Here is a 26,884-nt window from a genome sequence, read left to right as displayed (position 1 = left end):
TGGGATAGCAGTGGCTGATTTGATAGCTGGAGAGGTGATTTATTTATTTTTTTCTAAAAAATAATGAGAACACAGTGAATAACAGGCTTTTTCTGAATAGAACCATTTAAAAAAAGTGAAAAAAAAAGTATAATGAAACAAGGTGTAAATAAATGTAAAGGAATGTGGAGAATGGACAATCAGTTAACAACAGAGTTAAAAGAACGTTACGGCATTGTTTTCCATGATGTCAATCTATTAGAGCAAGCTTTTACTCATTCATCCTATGTGAATGAGCATCGCTATTTAAAATTATCCGATAATGAACGTCTTGAATTTTTAGGAGATGCAGTTTTAGAATTAATTGTTTCACAATATTTGTATTTAAAATTCCCAGAACTTCCAGAAGGAAAATTAACGAAGATGCGCGCAGCCATCGTTCGGGAAGATAGTTTAGCCAAATTTGCGAAAGAATGTCACTTCGACAACTACATTTTATTAGGTAAAGGAGAAGAAGCATCGGGCGGACGAACACGTGCATCATTATTATGTGACTTATTTGAAGCCTTTTTAGGTGCCCTCTACTTAGACCAAAAAGTTGGCGCAGCCAAGAAATTTATTGAAGACGTTATTTTTCCGAAAATTGATGCCGGTGCTTTTTCACATGAGATGGATCACAAAACACAATTACAAGAAGTTTTACAACGCAAAGGCGATGTTTCAATTGAATATCGCTTAATTAAAGAAGAAGGCCCTGCTCATGACCGCACCTTTTTCACTGAAGTTTACATGAATGGTGAACTCATTGGGTTAGGCCAAGGAAAATCGAAGAAGTTAGCTGAACAGGATGCCGCTGAGCGGGCACTGAAAAGTATTCCTCAGTAAGGCTGGAAGGAGCAATATTCGTGTATTTAAAACGAATTGAAATTACAGGATTTAAATCATTTGCAGATAAAACCATTATTGAATTTGAAGATGATGTGACAGCAGTGGTTGGTCCGAATGGAAGTGGGAAAAGTAATATCACGGAAGCCGTTCGCTGGGTATTAGGTGAACAATCTGCGAAAAACCTTCGCGGTGGCAAAATGAACGACATTATCTTTGCCGGTTCGGAAGGTCGTAAGCCGCTAAATATTGCGGAAGTTACAGTGACGTTAGACAACATCGACCATTATTTAGCATTGGATTATAGTGAGATTAGTGTCACCCGTCGTTTAAAACGAACGGGCGAAAGTGACTTTTTTATTAATAAACAAGCGTGCCGTTTAAAAGATATTCAAGATTTATTTATGGATTCAGGGTTAGGCAAAGAATCTTTTTCAATTATTTCGCAAGGGAAAGTTGAAGCGATTTTTAATAGTAAACCTGAAGACCGTCGTGGGATCTTTGAAGAAGCAGCGGGCGTTTTAAAATACAAACAACGGAAGAAAAAGGCTGAACAAAAGCTTTTCGAAACCGAGGACAACTTAAGCCGTGTCCAAGATATCATTTACGAGTTGGAAGACCAATTAGTTCCTCTAGCCGCCCAAGCAGATGCGGCTAAAAAGTATTTAGCTTTGAAAGAAGAACTTACCGAAATTGATGTCAATTTAACTGTGACCGAAATTCAAGAAGCAAAAGCTATTTGGGAAACGAAAACGCAAGAATTAACAGCCATTGAAGAAAAGTTAGCTGGCGCAAGTAAGCAAGTCCATGACTTAGAAGGCAAATTGGTACGTTTACGCAGCAAGCGCAATCGTTTAGATGAACAAATTGAAACGGAACAACAACAATTATTACAAGTGACAGAAGCGTTGAAACAAGCAGAAGGACAAAAAAATGTTTTAATTGAACGTTCCAAACACACCTCCCAAACGGCAAGCGAATACGAAGAGACATTGGCAGAAACGGCCGAAAAAATTGTTCGTTATCGAGAAGAATTGCAGACGCTGGAAACAGCAATCGCAGAAAAAACGGCACAACGTCAGACGTTAAAAGAAGCATTGGCTTTGGCAACGAAAGATGTGGAAAAATATAGTAAGTCTTCTAAAGAATTGATGGAGGAATTGCGCAGCCAGTATGTGGAAGTCATGCAAGAACAAGCCAATACAGCCAATGACTTAAAATATTTAGAACGACAATATCAACAAGAAACAGCTAAAAATCAACAATCGCTAGCAAAACACGAAGCGCTAGAAGAACAGATGGTTGAAGCTCTCGCAATGAAAGAGACGCTAGAAAAAGAGCAAAAAGTTGCAAAACAAGGCTTACAAGAACAGCTGGAAGAATACACTGCGTTGAAAGCAACGCTTGAAGCCAAACGTGAACGATTAGCACAGCGTCAAAACGATATGTACCAAGCGATGAATCAAGTGCAACAAGCGAAGGCACGCCAAAAAAGTTTGCAAGAAATTCAAGAAAATTACGCTGGCTTCTATCAAGGCGTGAAAGCTGTATTGCGTCACAAAAACCAATTAACTGGGATTGTTGGCGCAGTGGCTGAGTTAATTGAAGTGCCTAAAGAATATACGTTGGCGATTGAAACGGCCTTAGGTGGTGCGGCGCAACATATTGTTGTGGAAAATGAGAAAGATGGTCGAGCAGGCATCACCTTCTTAAAACAACAACACAGTGGCCGAGCAACCTTTTTACCATTGACTACCATTAAGCCGCGCTCTGTATCGGCGATGGTTCAGAATCGTTTGGCTGGTGCACCGGGCTTCGTGGGGATTGCCAGTGAATTAGTTCGTTATCCAGAACAAGTACAAACCGTTATTCAAAATCTCTTAGGCGTCACGATTTTAGCGGCAGATTTAACGAGTGCCAACCAGTTAGCAAAATTAGTCAATTACCAATATCGCGTTGTCTCATTGGAAGGCGATGTGATGAATCCTGGCGGTTCGATGACTGGGGGAGCCAATAAACGTGGCAACCAAGGAAGCCTATTTTCACAAGCGCAAGAACTTCAAACAATCACTGAACAAATGACTCAATTAGAAACACAACTAAGAAGTGTAGAACAAGAAGTCCAAGCGCTCTCGCAAGAAGTGAAAACAGCCACGGAACGTGCAGAAATGTTGCGCTCTGCTGGTGAACAAAATCGTTTAAAACAACAAGAAATTGACAATAAATTAGCCAATCAAACAGAAACGATTACTCGTTTAACAAAAGAAAAACGTCTGTTTGAATATGAATCACGGGAATTGCATCAATTCTTAACCGAATATCAAACGAAAAAAGCCACATTGACAGAGCAACAAGCAAACTTAACGGCAACGAAAGAACGTTTAGATGCTGAAATGAAACAAGTGGAACAAGAAGCTAGCCAAATGGAAACCTTTAAAGCCCAAGCGCAAGAACGCTTGACGACAGTTCAAGCAGAACAAGCAGTAGCGGCGGAACAATGTGCCCATTTTGCTCGTCAAAAGCAAGACAAACAAGAACAATTGGACGAATTGTTGATTCGAGAAACGGCCATCCGTCAACAGCTACAACAATTAAGTAGCCATTCTAGCGATCACCAGTTAACCGAAGAAGGCTTAGCGGCACAAGTCGCGCAATTAGCGGAGAAACAAACAGCGTTGCAAACCTCTTTACAAACGGCACGCAGTCAACGACAAGCGTTGCAAGAAGAAGTAGACGATTTAGATACAAAATTAGCGGAAGAAAACAAACGCCAACAACAGTACTTAGCAGATAAAACACAAATTGAAGTCCTAAAAAATCGTGCAGAAATGCAATTAGATAGCTCGTTAAGTTACTTACAGGAAGAATACAGCTTAACCTTTGAAGCTGCCTATGAAGCGTATTTCCCAATCGATGATTTAGCGCAAGCGCAGCAAACAGTGAAACGCCTAAAACAAGAAATTGAGCGGTTAGGACCTGTTAACTTAAGTGCCATCGAGCAATTTGAACAAGTCGATGAACGCCATCAATTTTTAGTCAGTCAACGAGATGATTTATTAAATGCGAAAGAACAATTATTTGAAACCATGGATGAAATGGACCAAGAAGTGAAAGAACGGTTTAAAGAAGTCTTTGAAGCAATTCGTGGCCAGTTCAAAGTGGTATTTCCCAATATGTTTGGTGGCGGACGGGCAGAACTGGTGCTAACCAACCCAGAGGATCTCTTGAATACAGGGATTGAGATTGAGGCGCAACCACCAGGGAAAAAATTACAACATTTAAGCTTGTTGTCTGGAGGCGAACGGGCATTAACGGCGATTGCGTTACTCTTTTCAATTATTCGTGTTCGACCAGTTCCGTTCTGTATTTTAGATGAAGTAGAAGCAGCTTTAGATGAAGCCAACGTTGCTCGCTTTGGCCATTATTTAAGCGAATTTGAAGATGGCACACAGTTTATTGTGGTGACGCATCGTAAAGGGACAATGGAAGCCGCAGATGTTTTATATGGCGTGACTATGCAAGAATCTGGGGTTTCAAAAATCGTTTCAGTTCGCTTGGAAGAGGTCAAAGAAGGTGGCGCAATTGAAAAAAGCAATTAGCCAGAAGCAAGGAGGAGCGAACGTTTGATAAAATTAGTTGCTATTGATTTAGATGGAACATTATTAAATAGCCAAAAAGAGATTTCTTTACGGAATAAACAAGCACTGATGGCTGCGAAACAAGCAGGCGTGAAAGTTGTTATCTGCACAGGTCGACCTTTGGCAGCCATTGGTCCTTACTTAGAAGAATTAGGTTTACAAGATGAAGGCGATTATAGCATTACTTTTAACGGCGGATTGGTTCAAAAAAATGATACAGGGGCCATTATTGAGAAAACATTGATGCCCTTGGAAGCGATTCATGAGCTGTACCAATTAGCAACCACACTCAACATGCCGTTTGATGTCTTATCCGATGAGGTCGTGATGCAACTGCCTTCTGCACCTAATTATCCTTCAATTTATAGTTCTCTAAACAAATTATTAACCTTTGAGTCTTACAAATTAGAAGAGTTAACCCCAAATCGAATTTATAACAAAGTTGTTGTTGCGATTGATGAAGCGTATTTAAATGAACGCATCAAGGAAATTCCAGCCTCTTTTTATGAGCGCTTTGAAATTATTAAAACGCGAAATAACTTATTAGAATTTATGCCAAAAGGGATTACGAAAGCCTATGGTATTTCCTTGTTAGCCAAAGATTTAGGAATCCGTGCAGAAGAAATCATGACCTTAGGGGACGAAGAAAATGATTTACCGATGATTGAATACGCTGGCTTAGGTGTCGCCATGGCAAATGCGATTCCATTAGTTAAAGAAGCCGCAGATGTCGTTACAGACACGAATGACCAAGATGGCGTTGCCAAAGCGGTCGAAAAATATATTTTAACGCCGTTGGAAGGAGGCCAATAAGAATGGGATTTTTTGATAAAATTAAAAAAGCTTTTTCCGCTGAAAAAAAGGAAGAAGAAAAACAAGAGATAATTGAAGAAACAGTAGACGAAACACCTAGTGATGAATCAGCGCCTGCTGAATCAAAAGAAACCGCAACAGAAGAGGCGCAAATAACGCCAGAAACGACAGCAGAAGAAGTTGCAGAAACAGCCGATTTAACAGATAACGCTGAAATGGAAAAATTAGCTGATGTAGAAGAAGCGTTAGATGAAGAGCCAGAAGAAATCCTGACAGAGGAAACACAAGAAGTTGTTGTGGAAGCGCCTGAGGAAGAAAATAGCGTCGTGACTCCGTTTGCAGAACCAACAGACACGCAGGTTTCAGAAGAAATTGAAGAGTCGAAAGAAGAACAAGTCCAAGAAAAATATGAAAAAGGCTTGGAAAAAACGCGTAAAACATTTGGTCAACGGTTGAACGAATTGTTTGCTAATTTCCGAAGCGTCGATGAAGATTTCTTTGAAGAATTAGAAGAAACGTTAATTGGTGCAGACGTAGGCTTTGATACATCCTTAAAAATTACAGAAGCCTTGCGACAAGAAGTGAAACTGCGAAACGTGAAAAAACCAGCTCAAGTTCAAAATACCATCATTGAAAAAATGGTTGATTTGTATGAAGAAGCAGGAATTAATGAAAATAATGCGATTAACTTACAGCCAAATGGCTTAACCGTGATTTTATTTGTTGGTGTTAATGGAGTTGGTAAAACAACCAGCATTGGTAAATTAGCCCATCAATACAAGTTGGAAGGAAAGAAAGTTTTAATGGCCGCTGCCGATACGTTCCGAGCGGGCGCCATCGATCAATTAGTTGTTTGGGGTGAACGGGCTGGCGTTGAAGTTGTGCGTGGGAATGCTGGCGGCGACCCAGCAGCGGTCGTTTTCGATGCAGTGGAACGTGCCAAAGCAGAACAGGCCGATGTTTTGCTAGTGGATACAGCAGGTCGTTTACAAAATAAAGTCAACTTAATGAAGGAATTAGAAAAAATTAAACGAGTCATTCAACGAGAAATTCCAGATGCGCCTCACGAAGTTCTCTTAGTCGTGGACGCAACTACTGGGCAAAATGCGATGACACAAGCCAAACAGTTCAAAGAAACAACCGATGTCACTGGCTTAGTTTTAACCAAACTAGACGGAACAGCCAAAGGTGGTATTGTCATTGCTATTCGGAATGAATTACACTTGCCAGTGAAATTAGTTGGTCTAGGTGAAGGCATTAACGATTTAGAACCATTTAATGCCAACGATTTCGCAATGGGCTTATTTAAAGGCTTATTAAAAGATGTTTAGTTGTAGAAAATAACAGGTTTGGGAAGAACGTGGGACAGGAGCCTGGGACAAAAATCACTTTGGATTTTTGTCCCAGGCTCAAAACCTGATAAACGGCGGGAACAGAACCAACTCCTTCGGAAATAAGTCGAAATTCTCCAAAAATTAAAGAGCAATTTTCGGAAATTTCTTCTTATTTCTCGGAGCTAAACGGTTCTGTCCCGACCTCCTGTCCCGCCGTTTATTTTAGGATTAGGACGGATGTTCTAAGTTCTTCCTAAATTGTTTCTGAAAAAATGAAGGAGTGAGGGAGAAGATGACAGAACAAATGTGGATTGAGAAGTTAGGATTAGAAGCGCATCCGGAGGGCGGTTATTTTAAACAAACCAATAAAAGTGAACAATTGATTCCGACCAAACGAGGCGAACGGGCATTGCATACAGCGATTTTGTTTCTATTAAATACAGAAAGTCCGTCACATTTTCATCGTTTAAAAGCGGATGAATTATGGTTTTTTCACGATGGTCAGCCGTTAACCGTTCACTGTATTTTTCCTGATGGAACGTATCAAGCTGTTCAGTTAGGGAAAGACTTAGTTCAAGGACAACAGCTTTCGTTCTCAGTTCCTGCCGGCACAATCTTTGGCTCTACAGTAGCGACAGGATTTGCGTTAGTCAGTTGTGTGGTTACACCAGGCTTTGAGTTTGAAGACTTCGAGTTATTTACTCAAGCGGAATTGTTAAACGATTATCCACAACATAGTGAAATCATTCAGCGCTTGGCTTATCGAGAATTACCTTAAGAAAACGTTTTAGTAACATTTCTTTTATGAATATGCTAGTATAAATCAAACAAGCTTGTTGATTTTGTCGCAACGCACAGTTAGCTGTCGTAGATGATTAAAAGAAAGGGATGAATCACATGGGCACAATGGTTTTTGTTAACTTCCCAGTAGCGGATGTCCAACGTTCTACAGCATTTTATGAAAAACTTGGATTCAAAAAGAACGAAGAATTTTCAACAGAGGAAGCTAGTTCGATGATGTGGGATGATCAATTTTGGATTATGTTGTTGAACCATGACTTTTATGGAAAATTTATCCAAGAAAAGCAAATTATTGATGCGCAAACCACCAGTGGAGCATTAATTTCCTTTAGTTTAGAGAGTGCCGAAGCCGTAAAACAGTTTGGCGAAACCGCCAAAGCTAACGGAGGCAACTGTTACCGAGTTGATATGGGAATACCAGAAGAGCAAATGTATGGCTTAGAGGTGCAAGACCTAGATGGCAATAGCTTAGAACCTGTCTGGATGAAGATGTAAAAAGAGCCGCAAAATCTCTACAGATTTTGCGGCTCTTTTCCTACAAAAAACTATTGTAAATTATTGGCATTAGTAGCTTCAACGCCATAAGAATCAGCTACTTTTTTCAAGCTAAATCCTTTTCCGTAGACTTCACTCGCACTCATTGAAATCAAAAAAGCTTCTTCATCAATATCAAGAATGGCTTCTTTTAAGCGGGGAAAATCTTTTTCACGAATGACAGTCATTAAGAGCATGCCTTTCGCGCTTCGATAACCGCCTTCGATTGGCACCAAGGTCACACCTTTATCTAGTTCACGTAATAAGCGTTCTTGAATAGCGACATATTTTGGTGAAATAATCATCACATTCTTCGAGCGAACCAGACCAACTTGAATCATGTCAACGACACGACCAATTGTAAATAAACAAATTAAAGAGAATAACACAATATCTGCATTAAAAGCGTACATTGCTGATAAAATGACTAAACCATCGACGAATAAAATAGCAATACCTAAGGAAACTTTGAAGTATTTATTGACAATTTGTGAAATGATTGCTGTCCCACCAGTTGAGGCATTGCCACGGAAAACCAGGCCTAGGCCAGCACCTGTAATAATACCGCCAAATAATGCTGCTAGAAAAATATTATGTGTTAAAACAGGCATCCCCGAAGTAATTCCTACAAAAAATGGATAAATAAGACTGCCATAAATGGTTTTGACACCGACCTCTTTCCCAAGAAGTAGGAAACAAAGCACTAAAAGAGGAATATTGATGGCGTAAAGAACAATGGCGGGACTAATCCCGAAAACATAATTAATAACAATACTAATGCCATTGGCTCCGCCTGCGACAAGTTTATTTGGCAATAAGACCGCATTGATTGAAATGGCCAAAATGAATGCACCAACTGTTACATAGGCGGTGTCTTTTAAACGTTGGGCTGTAAAAAATTTGTTCATAAAATACCTCCAATTATTTATTAGTTTAGTGAATGATGACATAAAAAAAGACAGAACATGAGAGACAAGCCTAATCGACTTATGTCCCACACTCTAAATCTTCAACTAATCAACTGAACACTTTTTCCTTATACTAACATGAAATACGACAAGAAAACATAGTGAACAAACAATTTTTTGGAAAAGCCCTCAATTTATTGAAGGCAAAAAAGTCAAAAAGCGGCCAGCCCAAATAGCTTCATGATGTTGGATAATTTGTGCCGCGGTTAAATGTCCATTATCCAAGGTGGAAGTGGTTTTCGGTGTCATCAAACACGTATAGCCTAAACCATGAGCCATCCGAATTGTAGTGTCCACACAAAACTCGGTTTGGACACCAGCGATTTCTAACGTTTGAATGTCGTGTTCCGTCAGTAAATCATTTAAATTTGTTTGGTAAAAGGCATTCGCGTGTGTTTTGCGGATGAAAAAATCTGTGGGTTGTGCATCCAGCTTTTCAAAAAGTTGCCAAGAGTCTGAGTCAAAAGCTAATTCGGTTTCTTCATGTTGAACAAAAATAATGGGCGCATGGTGTTGGCGGTAAACAGCAATACGCTGATTGACCTTTTCCAACACTTCTGGCAGACGGTACAATTGCTGCGTCGGACTTTCGATGCCTTTTTGAAAGTCAATTAAAAGTAATGCACGATTTTTCATGAGCAATCCCCACTTTCTATAAACTAGTTGTTTTCAGTATAACGGAAAAAGGCGCTCTCTAAAAGTGTCTCGAAAATTCTCGAGTGAACGTTCAAAAAAACAGCATATTTACTCGTTTTCCTATATAATAGTAAGAGAAACAGATAGTTTGTAGAAAGAAAGGCGACAAGATGAATTATAGAGAATTAATGCAAAAGAAAAATGTTCGTCCTTACGTATTGATGGCTCGTTTTGGTTTAGAAAAAGAAAACCAACGTAGTACACGAGAAGGGCTTTTAGCGACAACTGATCATCCCACGGTTTTTGGTAACCGTTCTTATCATCCATATATTCAAACAGATTTTAGTGAAACACAGTTAGAACTAATCACGCCTGTAGCAAATAGCGGCACAGAAATGCTTCGTTTTTTAGATGCCATTCACGATGTGGCTCGTCGTTCGATTCCAGAAGATGAAATGCTGTGGCCATTAAGTATGCCGCCACAATTACCAACAAAAGATGAAGAGATTAAAATCGCTAAATTAGATCAATATGATGCAGTGTTATATCGTCGTTATTTGGCAAAAGAGTATGGCAAACGAAAACAAATGGTCAGCGGAATTCATTTTAATTTTGAATATGACCAAGCCCTGATTCAGCAATTATATGATGAACAATCCGAAGTGACAGATTGCAAACAATTTAAAACGAAAGTGTACATGAAAGTTGCCCGTAACTTTTTACGTTATCGTTGGTTAATTACGTATCTTTTTGGGGCTTCGCCAGTTAGTGAAGACGGCTACTTTAGGGTCTATGACGACCAACCGCAAGAACCCATTCGCAGTATTCGGAATAGTACGTATGGCTACAGAAATCATGACAATGTGAAAGTATCGTATGCCTCATTGGAACGCTATTTAGAAGATATTCATCGCATGGTGGAAAATGGTTTACTTTCTGAAGAAAAAGAATTTTATGCGCCTGTGCGCTTACGTGGCGGGAAACAAATGTCTGATCTGCCTAAAACAGGTATTCGCTATATCGAGTTGCGTAATTTAGACTTAAATCCTTTTTCACGTTTAGGCATTGTGGAAGATACCGTGGATTTCTTACATTATTTCATGTTGTATTTATTGTGGACAGATGAAAAAGAAGAAGCGGATGAATGGGTAAAAACTGGCGATATTTTTAATGAACAAGTGGCTCTTGGTCATCCTCATGAAACGATTAAGTTAATTGCAGAAGGCGATCGGATTTTTTCAGAAATGATTGATATGTTAGATGCTCTAGGCATTCGTAAAGGTAAAGAAGTTGTCGGTAAGTATTATCAACAACTGCGGAATCCACAAGACACCGTTTCTGGCAAAATGTGGACGATTATTCAAGAAAACTCCAACAGTGAACTGGGAAATATTTTTGGAAACCAATATCAAAGTATGGCCTTTGAACGCCCTTATCAATTAGCTGGTTTCCGTGAGATGGAATTATCCACACAAATTTTCTTGTTTGATGCGATTCAAAAAGGTTTGGAAATCGAAATTTTAGATGAACAAGAGCAATTTTTGAAACTGCAACATGGCGAGCACATTGAATACGTCAAAAATGCCAACATGACTAGCAAAGATAACTACGTGGTGCCATTGATTATGGAAAACAAAACCGTGACAAAGAAAATTTTGTCTGCAGCAGGGTTCCATGTGCCTGGCGGTGAAGAATTTTCATCTTTTATTGAGGCACAAGAAGCACATTTACGCTACGCCAATAAAGCGTTTGTCGTGAAACCAAAATCAACGAATTACGGTTTAGGAATTACCATTTTTAAAGAAGGCGCTTCGTTGGAAGACTTTACGGAAGCGTTACGGATTGCTTTTAAAGAGGACACAGCGGTTTTAATTGAAGAATTTTTACCTGGAACAGAATATCGGTTCTTTGTGTTAGATAATGATGTAAAAGCCATCATGTTGCGCGTGCCAGCCAATGTTACGGGAGATGGCAAACACACTGTAGAAGAATTGGTGGCCGCTAAAAATAGTGATCCATTGCGGGGGACCAATCACCGTGCACCACTAGAGTTAATCCAGTTAAATGATTTAGAAAAACTAATGTTGAAAGAACAAGGTTTAACTATCTATTCTGTGCCAGAAAAAGAGCAAATCGTGTACTTGCGAGAAAATTCTAATGTTAGCACGGGCGGGGATTCGATTGATATGACCGATGTCATTGATGATAGTTATAAACAAATCGCCATTGAGGCCGTAGCTGCTTTAGGAGCCAAAATTTGTGGTATTGATTTAATCATTCCTGACAAAGACGTAAAAGGCACACGTGATAGCTTAACGTACGGGATTATCGAAGCAAACTTTAATCCAGCCATGCACATGCATGTGTATCCTTACGCTGGAAAAGGACGCCGTTTAACAATGGACGTTTTAAAACTTTTATACCCAGAAGTGGTTCAATAAAAAAAGAATACCGCCAAAAAATTCATAATAGATTTTTTGGCGGTATTCTTTATAAAAACGTTTTCTTGGTGAACCAAATAGGTTATACTAAAGCTATTACCAATGAAAGTTGTATGACGGTGGCTCTGAGTTAGAGAGGCAGGTGATGCCTATGTGTATCCGATGCACTTTAACGAAAGGAGCATTTTTTTTGTCAATCGAAGCGACATTGGAATTGATGATTAGTTTTGCAACCCTTGTTGCGTTACTGATTTTCGGTATCCTTGAAGCAACGAAAAACAATAAAAAATAACCGTTCACAAGCTTCGTAGGCCGAACGGTTAAGATTCAAAACTTAACTCAGTAAGCCACCAGTTCTTATAACTGGTGTTGGTATAAAAGGAGAGGTATGTAGTAGCATATCTCTCTTTTCATTTTCATAATAGCATAATTCTATTTAAAATGGAAGCGCTCATAACTTATATCATTTTATAGAAAATTCCTATAAAAACGTTTTCTTGGTGAACCCAATAGGTTATACTAAAGTTATTACCAATGAAAGTTGTATGACGGTGGCTCTAAGTTAGAGAGGCAGGTGATGCCTATGTGTATCCGATGCACTTTAACGAAAGGAGCATTTTTTTGTCAATCGAAGCGACATTGGAATTGATGATTAGTTTTGCAACCCTTGTTGCGTTACTGATTTTCGGTATCCTTGAAGCAACGAAAAACAATAAAAAATAACCGTTCATAAGCTTGACAGGCCGAACGGTTAAACAGTAATAAAAAACTTAACTCAGTAAGCCACCAGTTCTTATAACTGGCGCTGGTATAAAGGAGAGGTATGTACCCGCATACCTCTCTTTTTCATCTTTATAATAGCACAATTCTATTATAAATGGAAGCGCTCATAACTTTCCTTGAGCTTTTTATGAGTGAAATAGCTTTTGCCAAAAGCCTTTTTTAGCTGTTGGCTCTTCTTTTGGCGTTTCTGTTGCTTGAGGATATTTTTCTGTAACGTCAATCACAGGTTCATCGACTGCATGTTTTTCAGCTAACAGTAAGCCGAGAGAGTCAGGGTTGTTCTCCACAAAATTGTTAACAATCTTAAAGGTTGCGCCATGCTGATTTAATAATTTAATATAGGTACTTTGCAGGTCAGAAGAGATTTCGCCATTTAAAAGTACTGTAACTTCAGGATGCTTCGCTAATTCTTCTAATAAATGTTTTTGGTTCTGTGCATCTTTCATTTCAGCGACGGTCATGGAGAGACGGCAGCGTTCACGAAATGTGCCCATGTATTTGTGTTGTTCTTCAGGATTAACGAGGGGCGTACCGTACATTCCTTTATCCAGACGTTGTTGTAAGTCATCATTCGCCATTCAGTAACACTCCTTTCCTAACGTTTCCCTCCATTATAGCATATCTTAGATAAGTCGTTGGTCAGTCGGCTTGAGAAGAAGTTTTTAATAAAGGAAAAAAAGTGGTTGCATTTGTGATGGTTTTCTCATACACTGTAACTAAGAATGAGAATCATTCTCAATTAAATAAAAATGGAGTTTTCTCATGAAAAAGATTGGTTTGTTTGTTCTACTATTACTTTTCAGTTTATTGTCATTAGTGATAGGGGTGAAGGACATTGCACTTTCTCAGTTGTTTCAATTAGATGCGCAGCAACAATTTGTTTTATTTACCACCCGTGTTCCCCGCACGTTGAGTTTAATCATTGCTGGTAGTACGATGAGTATTTCTGGATTGATTATGCAGCAACTCACACAAAATAAATTTGTCGCTCCTAGTGTCGCTGGAACAACCGATAGTGCAAGGTTGGGTATTTTAGTCGCAATGTTATTTTTCCCAACAGCTCCGTTTCTCTATCGAACGGCAATTGCTTTTATTTTTGCGCTAAGCGGGACCTTGTTATTCTTAGCGCTCATTCGATTATTACCAAGTAAGAATCAAGTGATGGTCCCTTTGGTGGGCGTGATGTTTGGTAACATTCTAGGTTCAATTGCCACATTTTTTGCCTATCAATACCAATTGGTTCAAAATATGTCTGCTTGGTTACAAGGAAATTTTTCCACAGTTATGAAAGGGAATTATGAATGGTTATTCTTAATGATTCCTTTGTGGTTTGTTATTTATTTATTTGCTTATCATTTCACTGTCGTTGGTATGGGTGAAGCATTTGCAAATAGTCTTGGCGTCCACTACCAGCGAATTCAGTTTTTAGGTTTGACGCTGGTTGCTTTAGCAAGTGCCATCGTTTTATTGATGGTGGGGAATATTCCGTTTTTAGGAGTTGTGATTCCCAATCTCGTGTCTTTACGTTATGGCGATCATATGAAAAATACCTTGTGGTTAACTGGGATTTGTGGAAGTTTATTCTTGTTAATCTGTGATATTTTAGCACGAGTATTGATTTCCCCCTATGAAATTCCTGTCAGCGTGGTTGTCGGAACATTAGGGAGCATTTTGTTCATTTTATTATTACTAAGGGGGCGCAAACGATGAAACGGCCTTTAAAAAAATGGCTTTCATTACTTTTGCTTTTAGCTGCCGTAGTAATTGTGAGTCTTTGTTATTTAACTTATAACACGTATGGCAATTGGTCCTTTGCTTTGGCGTTACGAGGGAAAAAGTTATTGGCTTTTATTTTTGTCGGAATCGCTGCGGCTTTTTCAACCATTAGTTTTCAAACGGTCACGCAAAATCATTTCCTAACGCCAAACATTTTAGGGATGGATTCCTTGTACGTCTTTGTGCAGACGGTGTTATTTTTTCTTTTAGGAGGCGCACAAGCGTTAGGTCAAGTAAGTCTTGGCTCGTTTTTGATGAACGTCTTTTTAATGGTGTTTTTAAGTACTAGTTTATCGTATTTTCTATTACGCAAAAATCAATCCGACTTATTTTTATTATTGATGATTGGCATGATTTTAGGTACTTTTTTCAGTAGTATTAGTACGTTTTTACAAGTGATTATGGATCCTAACGAATACGACTTACTCCAAGGAAAGTTGTTTGCCAGTTTTGGTAACGTCAATAGTCAGTATCTCGTTTTCGTTGGTGTGGCGGTACTCATGATTTGTGGGATACTTTGGCGGGAAAGTTACCGTTTAGACGTTTTACATTTAGGGAACCATCAAGCCCAGAATTTGGGGATTGCTGTGAATCAGTTTCAATTAGTGTTGTTGTGTTTGATCAGTAGTCTGGTCGGCTTATCAACAGCATTAGTGGGACCGATTACATTTTTAGGTTTTATCGTGGCCAATATGAGTTATCAATTCATGAAAACCTATCGCCACCGAGAACTGTTTGTGGCAGGGAGTTTAATAGCAGTCTTTTTACTGGTGTTCGGCCAATTGATGGTTGAACAGGTCTTCCATTTGAATACCCCGCTAAGTGTGGTGATTCAATTTGTTGGGGGCGTTTATTTTATATGGAAAATTATTGCAGAAAGGAAGCAACGCACATGATCCAGATGAGTGATGTATCAAAAAAATATGGAGATAAATTTGTCGTTTCAGATATTGATTTACCTATTTCTGAAGGCAAATTAACGGCCTTTATTGGACCAAATGGCGCTGGGAAAAGCACGCTGCTAGCCATGATGAGTCGCTTAATTCCCAAAGATACCGGGGAAATTTATCTGGACAAGCAAGAAGTAAAAACCTGGAAGCAATCAGCTTTTTCACAAAAAATTGCCCTTTTAAAACAAGCCAACGGTGTACAACTTAAATTAACTGTGCGAGAACTGGTCAATTTTGGTCGTTTTCCTTATTCCAAAGGTCGCTTAAAAAGCGCTGACCATGAAAAAGTAACAGAAGCACTGGAACAATTGGGCTTAACTGAAATGGCGGAAGAATACATTGATACCCTTTCTGGAGGGCAATTACAACGGGCGTATATTGCCATGATTTTAGCCCAAGATACCGATTATATTTTATTGGATGAGCCCTTAAATAACCTCGACATGAATTATGCGGTTCAAATGATGCAGATTCTTAAACGCTTAGTGGATGAACTAGGAAAAACAATTCTGATTGTTCTACATGATATTAATTTTGCCGCAAGCTATGCAGATGAAATTGTCGCCATGAAAGGCGGAGAGCTCTATGCGCATGGCGCAACAGAAGAAGTTATTCAAACAAGTATTTTAAATGATCTTTATGAAATGAATATCCGGATTTGTGAAATTGAAGGAAAACGCTTTTGTCTTTATCACTAAATCGGGCAATTTAAAAATAACGTTTTTGGAGGAAAAGAATGAAAAAGAAATTTTTAGCAATGATGGCAGTTTCAATGATGGGACTGTTAATGTTAAGTGCTTGTCAAACAAATAAAAAAACAGCAGATTCTGCAACAACAGAAACAACAGCTAAAACGGAAGTCACAGTCAAAGACACCAATGGTCAATTAACCGTTCCCAAAAATCCTCAGAAAGTCGTTGTTTTTGATAATGGTTCCTTGGATACAATGGATGCACTAGGTGTCGGTGACCGCGTGGTAGGCGCGCCAACTAAAAATATCCCTGCGTATTTGGAAAAATACCAAAAAGTTGAATCAGCAGGCGGCATTAAAGAACCAGATTTAGAAAAAATCAATCAACTAAAACCAGACTTAATTATTATTTCTGGTCGTCAACAAGATTATCAAGAACAATTAAAAGCCATTGCGCCAACCATTTACTTAGCTGTAGATGCCAAAAATCCTTGGGCATCAACGAAACAAAATATCGAAACGTTAGGCACTATTTTTGATAAAGAAGAGGTAGCTAAAGAAAAAATAACTGGCTTAGAAAAAGAAATTGCTGACGTGAAAAAACAAGCAGAAGCTAGCGCGAATGATGCGCTTGTTGTGTTAGTTAACGAAGGACAACTTTCCGCTTACGGAAAAGGCTCTCGTTTCGGTTTAATTCATGATACATTTGGCTTCAAAGCAGCAGACGATAAGATTGAAGCTTCCACTCATGGGCAAAGTGTTTCTTACGAATATGTTTTAGAAAAAAATCCTGGGATTCTCTTTGTGGTAGATCGCACCAAAGCAATTGGTGGCGACGATTCAAAAGATAACGTCGCTGCAAACGAATTGATTCAAAAAACCGATGCTGGTAAAAATGATAAAGTCATTATGCTTCAACCAGATGTTTGGTATCTAAGCGGTGGTGGATTAGAATCAATGCATTTGATGATAGAAGATGTTAAAAAAGGATTAGAGTAAAATTGTTTTAGAAAAGAGGAATTGAAACCTCTTTTCTTTTTTTAATGAAAAACAAAAAAGTTTTAAATTAAAAATGTAGTTGACGGCCTCGAAAATGTTTGCTAAACTATCCGTAAATCAGTATGATTGATGAAACAAATAAAAGAACAAAATGTGATGAGAAGGAAAGTACTTTTTAAAATAGCTTGCAGAGAGCCTCGTTTGGTGAGAAGAGGTAGTGACGTTAAAGGGGAAAATGGCCTTTGAACAGGTTGGTTGAAGCCGTTCGCTTAAACCAATTCAGGTGCGCCTGTTATAGCGCTACAGTATGATTGTACTGGAAACGAGCGGATCTTTTTTAGCGAAGAGATCAACAAAGGTGGTACCGCGATTGCATAAGCATTCGTCCTTTTTAGGACGAATGCTTTTTTTATTTGTTTAAAAAATATGAGGGGGCAACAACATGAAATTGGGGAAAAAAGTAGTAGGTTTGATTGCAACAGGGTTTCTTTTAGCCGCATGTGGCGGAACCAAAGAAGCGGCAGAGAAAGTAGATTCGGGAAATTTAGCAGCTGAACAAAAAATCAGTATTAGTTCACCTGCACCAATCTCAACATTGGATACAACACAAACAACAGATAAAAATACCTTTACAATGGCACAACATTTATTTGAAGGCCTTTATCGGTTTGATGATGATAGTGCCACGGTGCCAGCTCTAGCTAAAGATGTCAAGATTAGTGACGATGGGCGCAAGTACCACTTTACCTTGCGGGAGGGGATTAAGTGGAGCAACGGCGAGCCAATTACGGCCCAAGATTTTGTTTATTCTTGGAAAAAACTGGTGACACCAGCGACGATTGGACCGAATGCCTATTTACTAGACAGCGTTAAAAATAGTTTTGAAATACGCAACGGTGAAAAGTCAGTCGATGAATTAGGGATTTCAGCCCCGAATGACAAAGAATTCATTGTTGAATTAAAACAGGCCCAACCTTCCTTCTTAGCAGTCGTTTCGATTGCTTGGTTAGCGCCACAAAATCAAAAATTTGTCGAAGCGCAAGGCAAAGATTACGCCTTGGATAGTGAACATTTACTTTATAGCGGGCCATTTACGCTAGCCAATTGGGATGCGACTTCAGATACTTGGACATTGAAAAAAAATCCAGAATACTATGATGCGGATCAAGTGAAACTGGAAGAAGTTGCGGTTAGTACAATCAAAGAAGATAATACTGGGATTAACTTATATCAAGCGAATGAACTAGACTTAGTTCGCATTAACGGACAATATGTTCAACAATATCAAGATGATCCAGGCTATGTCAGTCATCCAGATGTGGCCAACTACTTCTTAGATTTCAACAAAAAAGAAGGAACGCCATTAGCGAATGTTCATTTACGAAAAGCGATTGGCCAAGCAATTGATAAAGAAGCCTTAACACAAAGTGTCTTAAACGATGGGTCAAAACCCCTCAACGGATTGATTCCAAGTAAACTTTATGCGAATCCAGAAACAGATGAAGATTTCCGAGCTTACAGTGGCGAGTATTTGAAAAATGATGTCAAAAAAGCCCAAGCTGAATGGACGAAAGCCCAAGCGGATGTCGGTAAAAAAGTGAAACTTTCCTTGCTGGCGGCAGATACAGATCAAGGAAAACGAATTGCGGAATATGTTCAAAGTCAGTTGCAAGAAAATCTGCCAGGTTTAGAAATTACCATTTCATCGCAACCAAGTAATAATGTGAATCAATCGCGACGTGAAAAAAATTATGAGTTGTCTCTTTCAGGATGGATTGCCGGCAGTAGTGAATTAGACTCTTACTTTAACTTATATGCAGGAGAATCAAGCTACAATTATGGCAATTATCATAATGCCAAATACGACCAATTGGTAGAAGATGCACGAACGATTAATGCCAATAATCCAGAGAAACAGTTTGCAGAATACAAAGAAGCGGAAGACATCTTGCTGAACCAAGATGCTGCCCAAGTACCGCTGTATCAAAGTGCCTCAAATTATCTAATCAATCCTAAATTGAAAGGCATTAGTTATCACTTGTATGGGGATTATTTCCACTTGCGCAATGCTTATTTAACAGAATGATTCAGGAAGAAGGAGTAAAAAATGGAAAAATTAGTCGAACGATTTTTAACTTACGTGAAAGTTAACACCCGTTCAGATGCCAACAGTCAAACCACACCGACGACGGTCGGTCAAGTGGTTTTGGCCAGAATGATTGAAACAGAACTGCATGAATTAGGTTTGGCCGATGTGCATTATAACGAACAAAACGGCTTTTTAACGGCACGGTTGCCTGGTAACCAACCTGCAGCGAAGAGTATCGGCTTGATTGCACATCTGGATACGGCGGATTTTTCAGCAGAAAACATCCGTCCCCAAGTCATCACTAATTATGATGGTCAAGATGTCCTCTTGAATCAAGAACAAGGCATCGTTTTATCAGTTGCTGAATTTCCCAATTTAAAAGAGTATCAAGGGGAAACGTTGATTACTACAGACGGAACCACACTTTTAGGAGCAGATGACAAAGCGGGAATTGTCGAGATATTAGCTGCTGTTGAGTATTTTTTGGCACATCCAGAAGTAGCGCGGGGGGATGTTTGGCTCGCCTTCGGTCCAGATGAAGAAATTGGACGCGGGGCCGATCAATTTGATGCGCCGAACTTCCCAGTCGCTTTTGCGTATACAATCGACAGTGGCCGCGTGGGGCATTTCGAGTATGAAACGTTTAACGCTGCTCAAGCTGTGATAACAATTGAGGGAACCAGTGTCCATCCGGGAACGGCCTATGGTTCGTTAGTAAATGCCATTAAATTAGGCGAACAACTTGATCAATCACTGCCGCAAAAGGAAGTACCAGAACAAACACGTGGAAATGAAGGATTTTATTTACTCAATAAATTTACAGGAAGTATTGAAAAAGCAGAACTTGTCTATATCATTCGGGATCATGATCAAGAAAACTTTCAAGCGAGAAAGCAATTTTTGGAAAAACAAGTCCAACGTTTAAATGCGCTGGCGGATAAACCCAGACTAACAATTACTTTCCAAGAACAATATTATAATATGAAGGAAATCATCGAAAAAGATTGGACCCCTGTGGAATTAGCCGTCCAAGCAATGGAAAGTTGTGACATTGAACCAATTATCACACCATTTCGTGGCGGGACAGATGGTTCTAAGATTTCTTTCATGGGCATTCCCACGCCTAATCTATTTACAGGAGGCGAAAATTTTCACGGGCAATATGAATTTATTACCGTTGAATCAATGGCCAAAGCTGTTCAAACGATCATTGCCATCATTCGCTTAAACGCTAATTAAAGAAACACGCGAGGAAAATGCCGATTTTCCTTGCGTGTTTCGCTGTTTTTCTGTAAAGTATGTAGAAAAGTAGGGAGTTTTGCTCATGAATTATCCATTGATTTTTGCAGAAAACCAACGAATTGAAACCGAACGCTTGATTTTAAGACCTGTCACATTAGCCGATGCAGAAGATATGTACGAATATGCTTCAGATGAGGAAACGGTCCGCTATGTGTTCTTGAAAAACCAAACAATCGCTGAAACACGACAAAACATTGCTAAATATTTTATGGGGGAACCTTTAGGAAAATATGGGATTGAAGTGAAAGAAACGGGCAAAATGATTGGCACGATTGATTTGCGGGTCAATGAAACCAATAATGTTGGAGAATTAGGCTATGTCTTGAACCGTGCCTTTTGGGGCAATGGCTACATGCCTGAAACCGCGACGGCGTTAGTTGAACTGGGTTTTGCAAAAATGAAACTCATGAGAATCTTTGCTTTACATGATCAAGACAATCCAGCTTCTGGTCGTGTCATGGAGAAAATTGGTTTTACCTACGAAGGAACACTGCCCAATGCCCGAATTAGTAAAGGGAAAATTGTCACAGATGTTTATCGTGGGATGACACTGGAAACATGGCAAAATCGACAAAAATAGAAGCGGAAGACAAGTTGAGAGAGGAATTAGAGAAATGTTGATGTTTACAGAAAAAGAATTCGCAGCCTTTGAAGTTGCTGGATTAGATGAACGAATGGCGGTTATCCGTGCGCAAATTCAACCGATTTTTCAAGAATTAGACACGTATTTTGCCGAACAACTAGCGCCTGAACTAGGAACGGAGTTGTTTGTCCATATTGCGCAACATCGCCGTCGCACCGTGTATCCACCAGAAAATACTTGGTCCGCACTCAGTCCGAATAAGCGCGGTTATAAAATGCAGCCGCATTTTCAATTAGGCATTTGGGGCGACTATGTGTTTATGTGGTTGTCATTCATTGATAATCCTAAAAATGAAAAGCAGATTGCGCAAGCCTTTTTAGAGAATCAGCAATTATTCCAAGCATTACCAGAAGATACGTATGTTTCCTTGGATCATACGGTTCCTCAAATTACTCCGCTGCCAGAAACGGATTTAGAAAAAGCCTTAACTCGTTTTAGAGATGTAAAAAAAGGTGAGTTTGAAATTGGGCGTATCATTCCCAAAGATAGTGCCTTGTGGCAAAACCCTGAAAAAGCACGAGCTTATATGTTGGCAACCTATCAACAACTCCTGCCATTGTACCAATTGGCTATTGCCCAATAAGAGAAACAGACAGTTATTTTATGTTTTAGTGTTATTTTATCGAATTATCCAATCGTCAAAAATGAGAAAAGCTCACAATGTTAGTTTTAAACACTAACATTGTGAGCTTTTCTTTAGTTTAGGTGATGGAAATTTAAGAAATTAAAGATGATTTTTTTGAAAAAGGGGATAGTCTTTACTGTTTTCCCTTGTTTCCTTTAAATAACGTAGCTTAAAAGACACGATATATAAGGAACTTGTTGAAATAAGGGTTATCAACTGGAAAAAACTGTTGTTTTGAAGAGTCTTTTTTTTTGCTATTATAGAGCTATGAAAATAGGTTGTGAGAGATATTTAAATGCAAAAGGAGGTTTTTAAATGAAAAAAAAGCGTTATTTAATGATTGCGTGTCTACTATTTTCCCCTAGTTTTTTTATAAATGTTGAAGCGTCTGATGGTGGTTCTAGTTCGGTGGGGATTGAATTTTACCAAAATCCGACAACACCCGCTCCTAAAGATCCCCCACCGAAAACAGATGCGCCAGCTGCTGATCCCAAGGAACCAGCTGGTCCTCCGCAAGGAGATCAACGAAGTGGTGGTTCGACACAGACCACCACAACTGGCTCGCAGCTCCCTCGTACAGGGAGCAAGAGTCAGGCAAATTTGAGCATTCTCGGCTTAGCCTTAATTGGCTTGGCGGGAATCGTACATAGAAAGAGGGGACGACATGAAGCGAAATAAATGGCAACGTCTTGCAGCTATTGGCTTATGTAGTTCTATGCTAGTGAATGCCTTTTCTGGCGTGACGGCAGTTGCGGAAACCGTGACGATTGAAAGTAGTCCGACCGCCGAAAGTAGTACCAAGGAAGAGACACCAGCCAGTAGCGTGAAGGAAGAAACAACGAAAGCCAGCACGGAAAATAGTCAAGTAACAACTGACACAAGTCAGGAAGAAGTAGAGCAGACAGAAAAAACAGAAATCATTCAAGAAGAAAATATACTTGAACCATCCAGTGTTCAAGCGAAAATTATGCCTAGGGCATTTGTCTGGGCAGCTACAGGGACAACGAATAAAACTACGGTTCGTCTTAATGATGTAGTTGATTATCGGTTGAAATTTGAAAATATTACAACAGATGACACAAATTCAGATATTGTTGGTCCGATTCGAATTGAATCAAAATTGGCAGCAGGAATGACTAGACCCACTTCAGTTATTATTAAAGTTGGCCCCGAGGAACAAAATGTAGTTCTAGGGGAAGGCTCTCATAATGCCAATAGTGGTGGCGAATATTTTGTTTGGACAGAGTCCACTAGGACGGTCACTGCATTTATTAATCGTCTACACGGGAGAACTTCTGGAAATACTGGGTATATCAAAACGTTGTATTTTCAGACAAGAATTACTTCTGGTATACACAATGAAAAAAAATATATCGATTCCACGATTCGATTTAATGGTTTTGGTGCAGTCAATAGACGAAATGAAATGACATATGTGGATAAATTTGCTGGTAACTTAGGTTTAAAAGGGAGTTTAAAATTTTACGATGAGGATGGACAGTCTAGTAAGGAACAAATGAGCCTTTCCATGAATCCAGTACTATTTAAATCAACCAACTCTAAAGTTGAAGGAACACTGTTAAGATATCCTTTAACTATGACAAACGCTGGCAATGGACTTTATAGTTTTAATACAGGACTAAAAACTGTAGGCACTAGTAATGGGGGTTCGTGGCTTTTCTTTAGTAACGACATTGCGATTAATTTTGCTACAGCTACCACCAATAGAATTGATAAAATTGTGTTAACGCCGCCTAAAACAACATTTCCAGATAGCCGAACAGGTGTGATGACTTCCAGAGCATATACATCAACAACTTATACGAGAAGCAACTATGATATTTCAGCATATAACTTTACTAAAGCGACTGGTAAGACGTGGCGCATAACTAATCTTAATCCTCATAGCGGAGTAAGTACTAATATTATGTTTAGTGACAATCTTGTGGGAACAACAGGACAATTTAATGCAGGAAATAATAGTGCAACGATTACCTACTATATTTATTACAAAAAACTTTATGAGAATTTTGTTAATAGTAGTGGACAAAAAATCGCACCACCCCCGGGATTCACTCAGGGTAAGAAAACAGTTATAAATAGTGAAGCGTACACTTTCAAACAAGCAGGCACCTTACCAGACACCTACACAACAGGTGGTAAAACCTACAAGTTCAAAGGTTGGTACAAAGGTAAAACAAAGCCAAGTACCTTGACAACTACCAAAGCACCAAGCTATGCGGTGACGTATGATGGGAATGATGATTTGAATGTGGTGTATGAGGAAGTGAAGACTAAAACCTATACATTACCTAGCAAAGAAATTACTTTTGGCTATGTAGACGAAAAAGGTAATTTAATCAATCCTGCTAATTTCATATTGAAAGCAACGATGTCTGAAACAGAAAAAAGTGGTACAACAACACCATTTTCAACAATTACAGGAACCAATGTAACGACAACGAATCTTAAAAAATTAACGATTCCACAAAAAGTCTATACCTTACCAGAGTCTGCGGAAAGTATCACATATATCACATATGGTACACAAAGTGTTACACATGAAATTCCGAAATACTATCGCACCATTTCAATCTCGCCAACGGCAACTTATACAGGAGATAAAACGAAATATCCACTTGCGAATGAAGTCAGAAAAGAGGTTGCGAATCCAAGCACGGTTGTTAATTCAACTACTGGTACAAACGCATATGAATTAGTCAAAACCAATAATACATTATATAACACCAAACAATATTATTGGACCTGGGATGCGACTAAGACGCTTTACGCAATGAGTGTTTACTCTGGTAACGTAGGAGCGAATTACAATTTAGCAACCCCAGATAAAACTGTTTATTATTACTTAGAAAACCGCCGTGTTACCGAAAACTTCGTAGACACCAACGGCGCTAAAATCACGGCACCAACAGGTTTTACGCAAGGTAAAAAAACGGTGATTACAAGCGATGCCTATACTTTCAAACAAGCAGGCACCTTACCCGACACCTACAAAGTCGGTACAAAAACCTACAAGTTCAAAGGCTGGTACAAAGGCAAAACCAAACCAAGTGCCTTGACAACTACGAAAGCGCCAAGCTATGCAGTAACGTATGATGATAATGATGACTTGAATGTGGTGTATGAGGAACTAATTCCCAAAGATACGTGGGTTTACCCAGGTTTCCATGCAGAATTTGTCGATGAAAAAGGACAAGCTTTCAATGAACCGTTAACGTTTTCTGGAAACTACACACAGACACTAAGAAAAGCGGTAGACCAGACATATGTGACAACGGGGGCTATGAATCCACTGGTAAGTATTAAAAATACGAATAAAGCCAATATCTATACTATTACGACCCAATCAAGAGTCAACGTTCCAGCAAACTTTGATGAAGTTCCTAGCGCCATTTATGATATGCGTACTTATGCAATCAACGACTGGAATATTACAACGGAACTAAAATATATTGATAAAATTGAAACAATGAATACCACATTACCTGTTTCTGAGTACCCAGTGGGCTTTGTGGGGACTGACCCAGTGTTTAACAATAGTGGTCCGGGCCAATTAAATGAGATAGATAAATCCTTTAAAAAAGGGGTAGATAATAAATTTTCAATAAAAGCAACATTTGGTGTCGGTAGCTCAGTAAACACTGTTCCAAGATTATTACTTGTAGCTCGTGCGACAGGAAATCCAGAGAATAAGATCGTTTTACATGGTTTTGATGGGACACAAGACTTCAAACAAACTATGAACTATAAAGTCACACGGAAACAAGTCACCGAAAACTTCGTGGATGTCAACGGTGCCAAAATCACGCCACCAACAGGCTTCACCCAAGGCAACCAAATCCCGATGACTAGCAATACCTTTAAGTATACAGCGGCAAAAGCTTTACCAGCGACGTATACTGCAGGTGGCAAGACCTATACTTTCCAAGGGTGGTATAAAGGGAAAACCAAGCCAAGTACGTTGAACAAAACCACAACACCAACGTTCAATGCGACCTTTGATGGCAATGACGATATGACCGCCATGTATAAGGAAGAGATACCAACGGCTAGTGTCACATTAACTCGACCAAAAGAAGTGATCGATACGAATACCAATGTAATCTGGACAACAACGATCACGAATACTAGCAAAGCACCCTTACAGAATCTTAACTTGAAAAAAGGGCCCAATTGGTCAGCTGGTCTGACGATCCCGACCTTTATGGAAGTGACACCAGAAGGAGAAACGACAAAATCAATCCCAGTAAATAGTACACTTTGGACAGAGGGGGTTTCTTTACCAAATGCCGTTCCTATCGGCAAAAAAGTTTCAATTGCTTTCACAACTCGCGCAACAGGGAAACCAAACACTGTTTTGAAAGCAGAAGTTGTAGTATTTGGTGGTATTAAAGATAGTACAGTGGACAACTTCGTGAGAATTCGTCCAAATGATCAAGAAGTAGTCACACCAACGACCGAAGGCTTCATCAGTGTGCCAACCTTCGACTTCGGCCAAGTGGGCGTTGCAGGAAGTAAGCAACAACACAACTTGAAAAAAGCCGCGGATTACTACGGTAACGGTACACGGAATCCGTATGTCCGAATCAAGAAAACGCAACCGAATTGGAGCCTAACGGCGCAACTGTCGCAACCAAAATCAGCGACAGACAGCTTGCCTACAGCGACCCGCTTATTATTAGGGGCGGCGCCTGTCTCTAGCTTCACCAATTACAATCAACCAACCGAGTTGAAAAATGCGGTCGGTACCACAAGTGCCATTAGCTTAACAGCTAACAACACAGCGACGGATATTATTGCCAACCAGCAATTCACAGGTAGTAATGTTTATCAGTTGGATTTCACCTTCAATAATGTCAAACTTGAAGTGCCAGCCAATCAAGGTGTTAAAGGGCAACAATACAAGGCCGCGGTTACGTGGAATCTTGTGACTGGACCTTAACAAGAATACGTGAATAAAAGCTAAACCGCCCTCA

General features: G+C 39.4%; 22 protein-coding genes and 1 other annotated feature. Of the genes, 19 read left to right on the top strand and 3 right to left on the bottom strand.

Annotated elements, in window-relative coordinates; translation table 11 throughout:
• The first annotated feature begins 171 nt into the window (after nucleotides 1-171).
• The 6 genes from rnc to IGL23_RS12490 all read left to right on the top strand — a co-directional run bounded on the left by rnc (nucleotide 172) and on the right by IGL23_RS12490 (nucleotide 7,945).
• Nucleotides 172-864 (top strand): ribonuclease III, encoded by a 693-nt coding sequence (gene rnc / locus IGL23_RS12515; RefSeq protein ID WP_002354946.1) that lies wholly within the window; start codon nucleotides 172-174, stop codon nucleotides 862-864.
• A gap of 20 nt (nucleotides 865-884) precedes the next feature.
• Complete coding sequence (gene smc / locus IGL23_RS12510; RefSeq protein ID WP_033594398.1) at nucleotides 885-4,463, top strand: chromosome segregation protein SMC; 3,579 nt, start codon at nucleotides 885-887, stop codon at nucleotides 4,461-4,463.
• A gap of 24 nt (nucleotides 4,464-4,487) precedes the next feature.
• Entirely contained in the window at nucleotides 4,488-5,315 is an 828-nt protein-coding gene (locus IGL23_RS12505; protein ID WP_002359053.1) for a Cof-type HAD-IIB family hydrolase, read from the top strand.
• Nucleotides 5,316-5,317: 2 nt separating this feature from the next.
• Nucleotides 5,318-6,646 carry a signal recognition particle-docking protein FtsY gene (gene ftsY / locus IGL23_RS12500; protein WP_033594399.1) on the top strand — a complete coding sequence of 443 codons (1,329 nt, stop codon included), beginning with the start codon at nucleotides 5,318-5,320 and terminating at the stop codon, nucleotides 6,644-6,646.
• 295 nt (nucleotides 6,647-6,941) lie between these two features.
• Nucleotides 6,942-7,427 carry a cupin domain-containing protein gene (locus tag IGL23_RS12495; RefSeq protein WP_033595386.1) on the top strand — a complete coding sequence of 162 codons (486 nt, stop codon included), beginning with the start codon at nucleotides 6,942-6,944 and terminating at the stop codon, nucleotides 7,425-7,427.
• A 119-nt stretch (nucleotides 7,428-7,546) separates the two neighbouring features.
• Nucleotides 7,547-7,945: a VOC family protein gene (locus IGL23_RS12490; RefSeq protein WP_002354951.1), complete on the top strand. Its 399-nt coding sequence runs from the start codon at nucleotides 7,547-7,549 to the stop codon at nucleotides 7,943-7,945.
• 50 nt (nucleotides 7,946-7,995) lie between these two features.
• Here IGL23_RS12490 and IGL23_RS12485 read toward each other — a convergent pair whose 3' ends face one another.
• Nucleotides 7,996-8,892 carry a YitT family protein gene (locus IGL23_RS12485; protein ID WP_002368434.1) on the bottom strand — a complete coding sequence of 299 codons (897 nt, stop codon included), beginning with the start codon at nucleotides 8,890-8,892 and terminating at the stop codon, nucleotides 7,996-7,998.
• A gap of 189 nt (nucleotides 8,893-9,081) precedes the next feature.
• On the bottom strand, nucleotides 9,082-9,588 hold the full coding sequence (locus tag IGL23_RS12480) for a cysteine hydrolase family protein (RefSeq protein WP_033595388.1): 507 nt from the start codon (nucleotides 9,586-9,588) through the stop codon (nucleotides 9,082-9,084).
• Nucleotides 9,589-9,758: 170 nt separating this feature from the next.
• Here IGL23_RS12480 and gshAB point away from each other — a divergent pair, with 170 nt between their 5' ends.
• The 3 genes from gshAB to IGL23_RS12465 all read left to right on the top strand — a co-directional run bounded on the left by gshAB (nucleotide 9,759) and on the right by IGL23_RS12465 (nucleotide 12,752).
• Complete coding sequence (gene gshAB, locus IGL23_RS12475; protein ID WP_002368430.1) at nucleotides 9,759-12,029, top strand: bifunctional glutamate--cysteine ligase/glutathione synthetase; 2,271 nt, start codon at nucleotides 9,759-9,761, stop codon at nucleotides 12,027-12,029.
• Nucleotides 12,030-12,219: 190 nt separating this feature from the next.
• A complete protein-coding gene (locus IGL23_RS12470; RefSeq protein WP_162780856.1) occupies nucleotides 12,220-12,321 on the top strand; it encodes a putative holin-like toxin in 102 nt (33 codons plus the stop codon).
• 329 nt (nucleotides 12,322-12,650) lie between these two features.
• Nucleotides 12,651-12,752: a putative holin-like toxin gene (locus IGL23_RS12465; RefSeq protein WP_162780856.1), complete on the top strand. Its 102-nt coding sequence runs from the start codon at nucleotides 12,651-12,653 to the stop codon at nucleotides 12,750-12,752.
• Between the two features lie 185 nt (nucleotides 12,753-12,937).
• Here IGL23_RS12465 and IGL23_RS12460 read toward each other — a convergent pair whose 3' ends face one another.
• Nucleotides 12,938-13,390: a YueI family protein gene (locus IGL23_RS12460; protein WP_002359057.1), complete on the bottom strand. Its 453-nt coding sequence runs from the start codon at nucleotides 13,388-13,390 to the stop codon at nucleotides 12,938-12,940.
• Nucleotides 13,391-13,574: 184 nt separating this feature from the next.
• Here IGL23_RS12460 and IGL23_RS12455 point away from each other — a divergent pair, with 184 nt between their 5' ends.
• The 10 genes from IGL23_RS12455 (at nucleotide 13,575) to IGL23_RS12410 (ending at nucleotide 26,850) form a co-directional block, all read left to right on the top strand.
• The gene (locus IGL23_RS12455) at nucleotides 13,575-14,522 is read left to right on the top strand and encodes an ABC transporter permease (RefSeq protein ID WP_002375573.1); all 948 of its coding nucleotides are present in this window, start codon (nucleotides 13,575-13,577) and stop codon (nucleotides 14,520-14,522) included.
• Nucleotides 14,519-15,484: an iron chelate uptake ABC transporter family permease subunit gene (locus tag IGL23_RS12450; protein WP_002371665.1), complete on the top strand. Its 966-nt coding sequence runs from the start codon at nucleotides 14,519-14,521 to the stop codon at nucleotides 15,482-15,484. The genes IGL23_RS12455 and IGL23_RS12450 overlap by 4 nt, the downstream gene beginning before the upstream one ends.
• A complete protein-coding gene (locus IGL23_RS12445) occupies nucleotides 15,481-16,236 on the top strand; it encodes an ABC transporter ATP-binding protein (protein ID WP_033595489.1) in 756 nt (251 codons plus the stop codon). Before IGL23_RS12450 ends, IGL23_RS12445 begins: the two co-directional genes overlap by 4 nt.
• Nucleotides 16,237-16,274: 38 nt before the next feature.
• Nucleotides 16,275-17,228, top strand: a complete 954-nt coding sequence (locus IGL23_RS12440) for a siderophore ABC transporter substrate-binding protein (RefSeq protein WP_033595487.1) — start codon at nucleotides 16,275-16,277, stop codon at nucleotides 17,226-17,228.
• 147 nt (nucleotides 17,229-17,375) lie between these two features.
• Nucleotides 17,376-17,621 (top strand) — a binding site (T-box leader).
• Nucleotides 17,622-17,670: 49 nt separating this feature from the next.
• Nucleotides 17,671-19,314 carry a peptide ABC transporter substrate-binding protein gene (locus IGL23_RS12435; protein ID WP_002359061.1) on the top strand — a complete coding sequence of 548 codons (1,644 nt, stop codon included), beginning with the start codon at nucleotides 17,671-17,673 and terminating at the stop codon, nucleotides 19,312-19,314.
• A gap of 21 nt (nucleotides 19,315-19,335) precedes the next feature.
• Nucleotides 19,336-20,556, top strand: coding sequence for a peptidase T (gene pepT, locus IGL23_RS12430; RefSeq protein ID WP_033595485.1), 1,221 nt, complete (start codon nucleotides 19,336-19,338; stop codon nucleotides 20,554-20,556).
• An 85-nt stretch (nucleotides 20,557-20,641) separates the two neighbouring features.
• Nucleotides 20,642-21,199, top strand: coding sequence for a GNAT family N-acetyltransferase (locus IGL23_RS12425; protein ID WP_033595483.1), 558 nt, complete (start codon nucleotides 20,642-20,644; stop codon nucleotides 21,197-21,199).
• A 34-nt stretch (nucleotides 21,200-21,233) separates the two neighbouring features.
• Nucleotides 21,234-21,845 (top strand): YktB family protein, encoded by a 612-nt coding sequence (locus IGL23_RS12420; protein WP_010713729.1) that lies wholly within the window; start codon nucleotides 21,234-21,236, stop codon nucleotides 21,843-21,845.
• Nucleotides 21,846-22,202: 357 nt separating this feature from the next.
• Entirely contained in the window at nucleotides 22,203-22,565 is a 363-nt protein-coding gene (locus IGL23_RS12415; RefSeq protein ID WP_104869740.1) for an LPXTG cell wall anchor domain-containing protein, read from the top strand.
• Nucleotides 22,552-26,850 (top strand): WxL domain-containing protein, encoded by a 4,299-nt coding sequence (locus IGL23_RS12410; protein ID WP_181036284.1) that lies wholly within the window; start codon nucleotides 22,552-22,554, stop codon nucleotides 26,848-26,850. The genes IGL23_RS12415 and IGL23_RS12410 overlap by 14 nt, the downstream gene beginning before the upstream one ends.
• The last annotated feature ends 34 nt before the right edge of the window (nucleotides 26,851-26,884 follow it).

The sequence above is a fragment of the Enterococcus sp. MSG3299 genome (assembly GCF_050555765.1).
Classification (GTDB): domain Bacteria; phylum Bacillota; class Bacilli; order Lactobacillales; family Enterococcaceae; genus Enterococcus; species Enterococcus faecalis.
The sequence above is the reverse complement of the archived record's forward strand: the minus strand, read 5'-3'. Positions and strand labels throughout refer to the sequence as shown.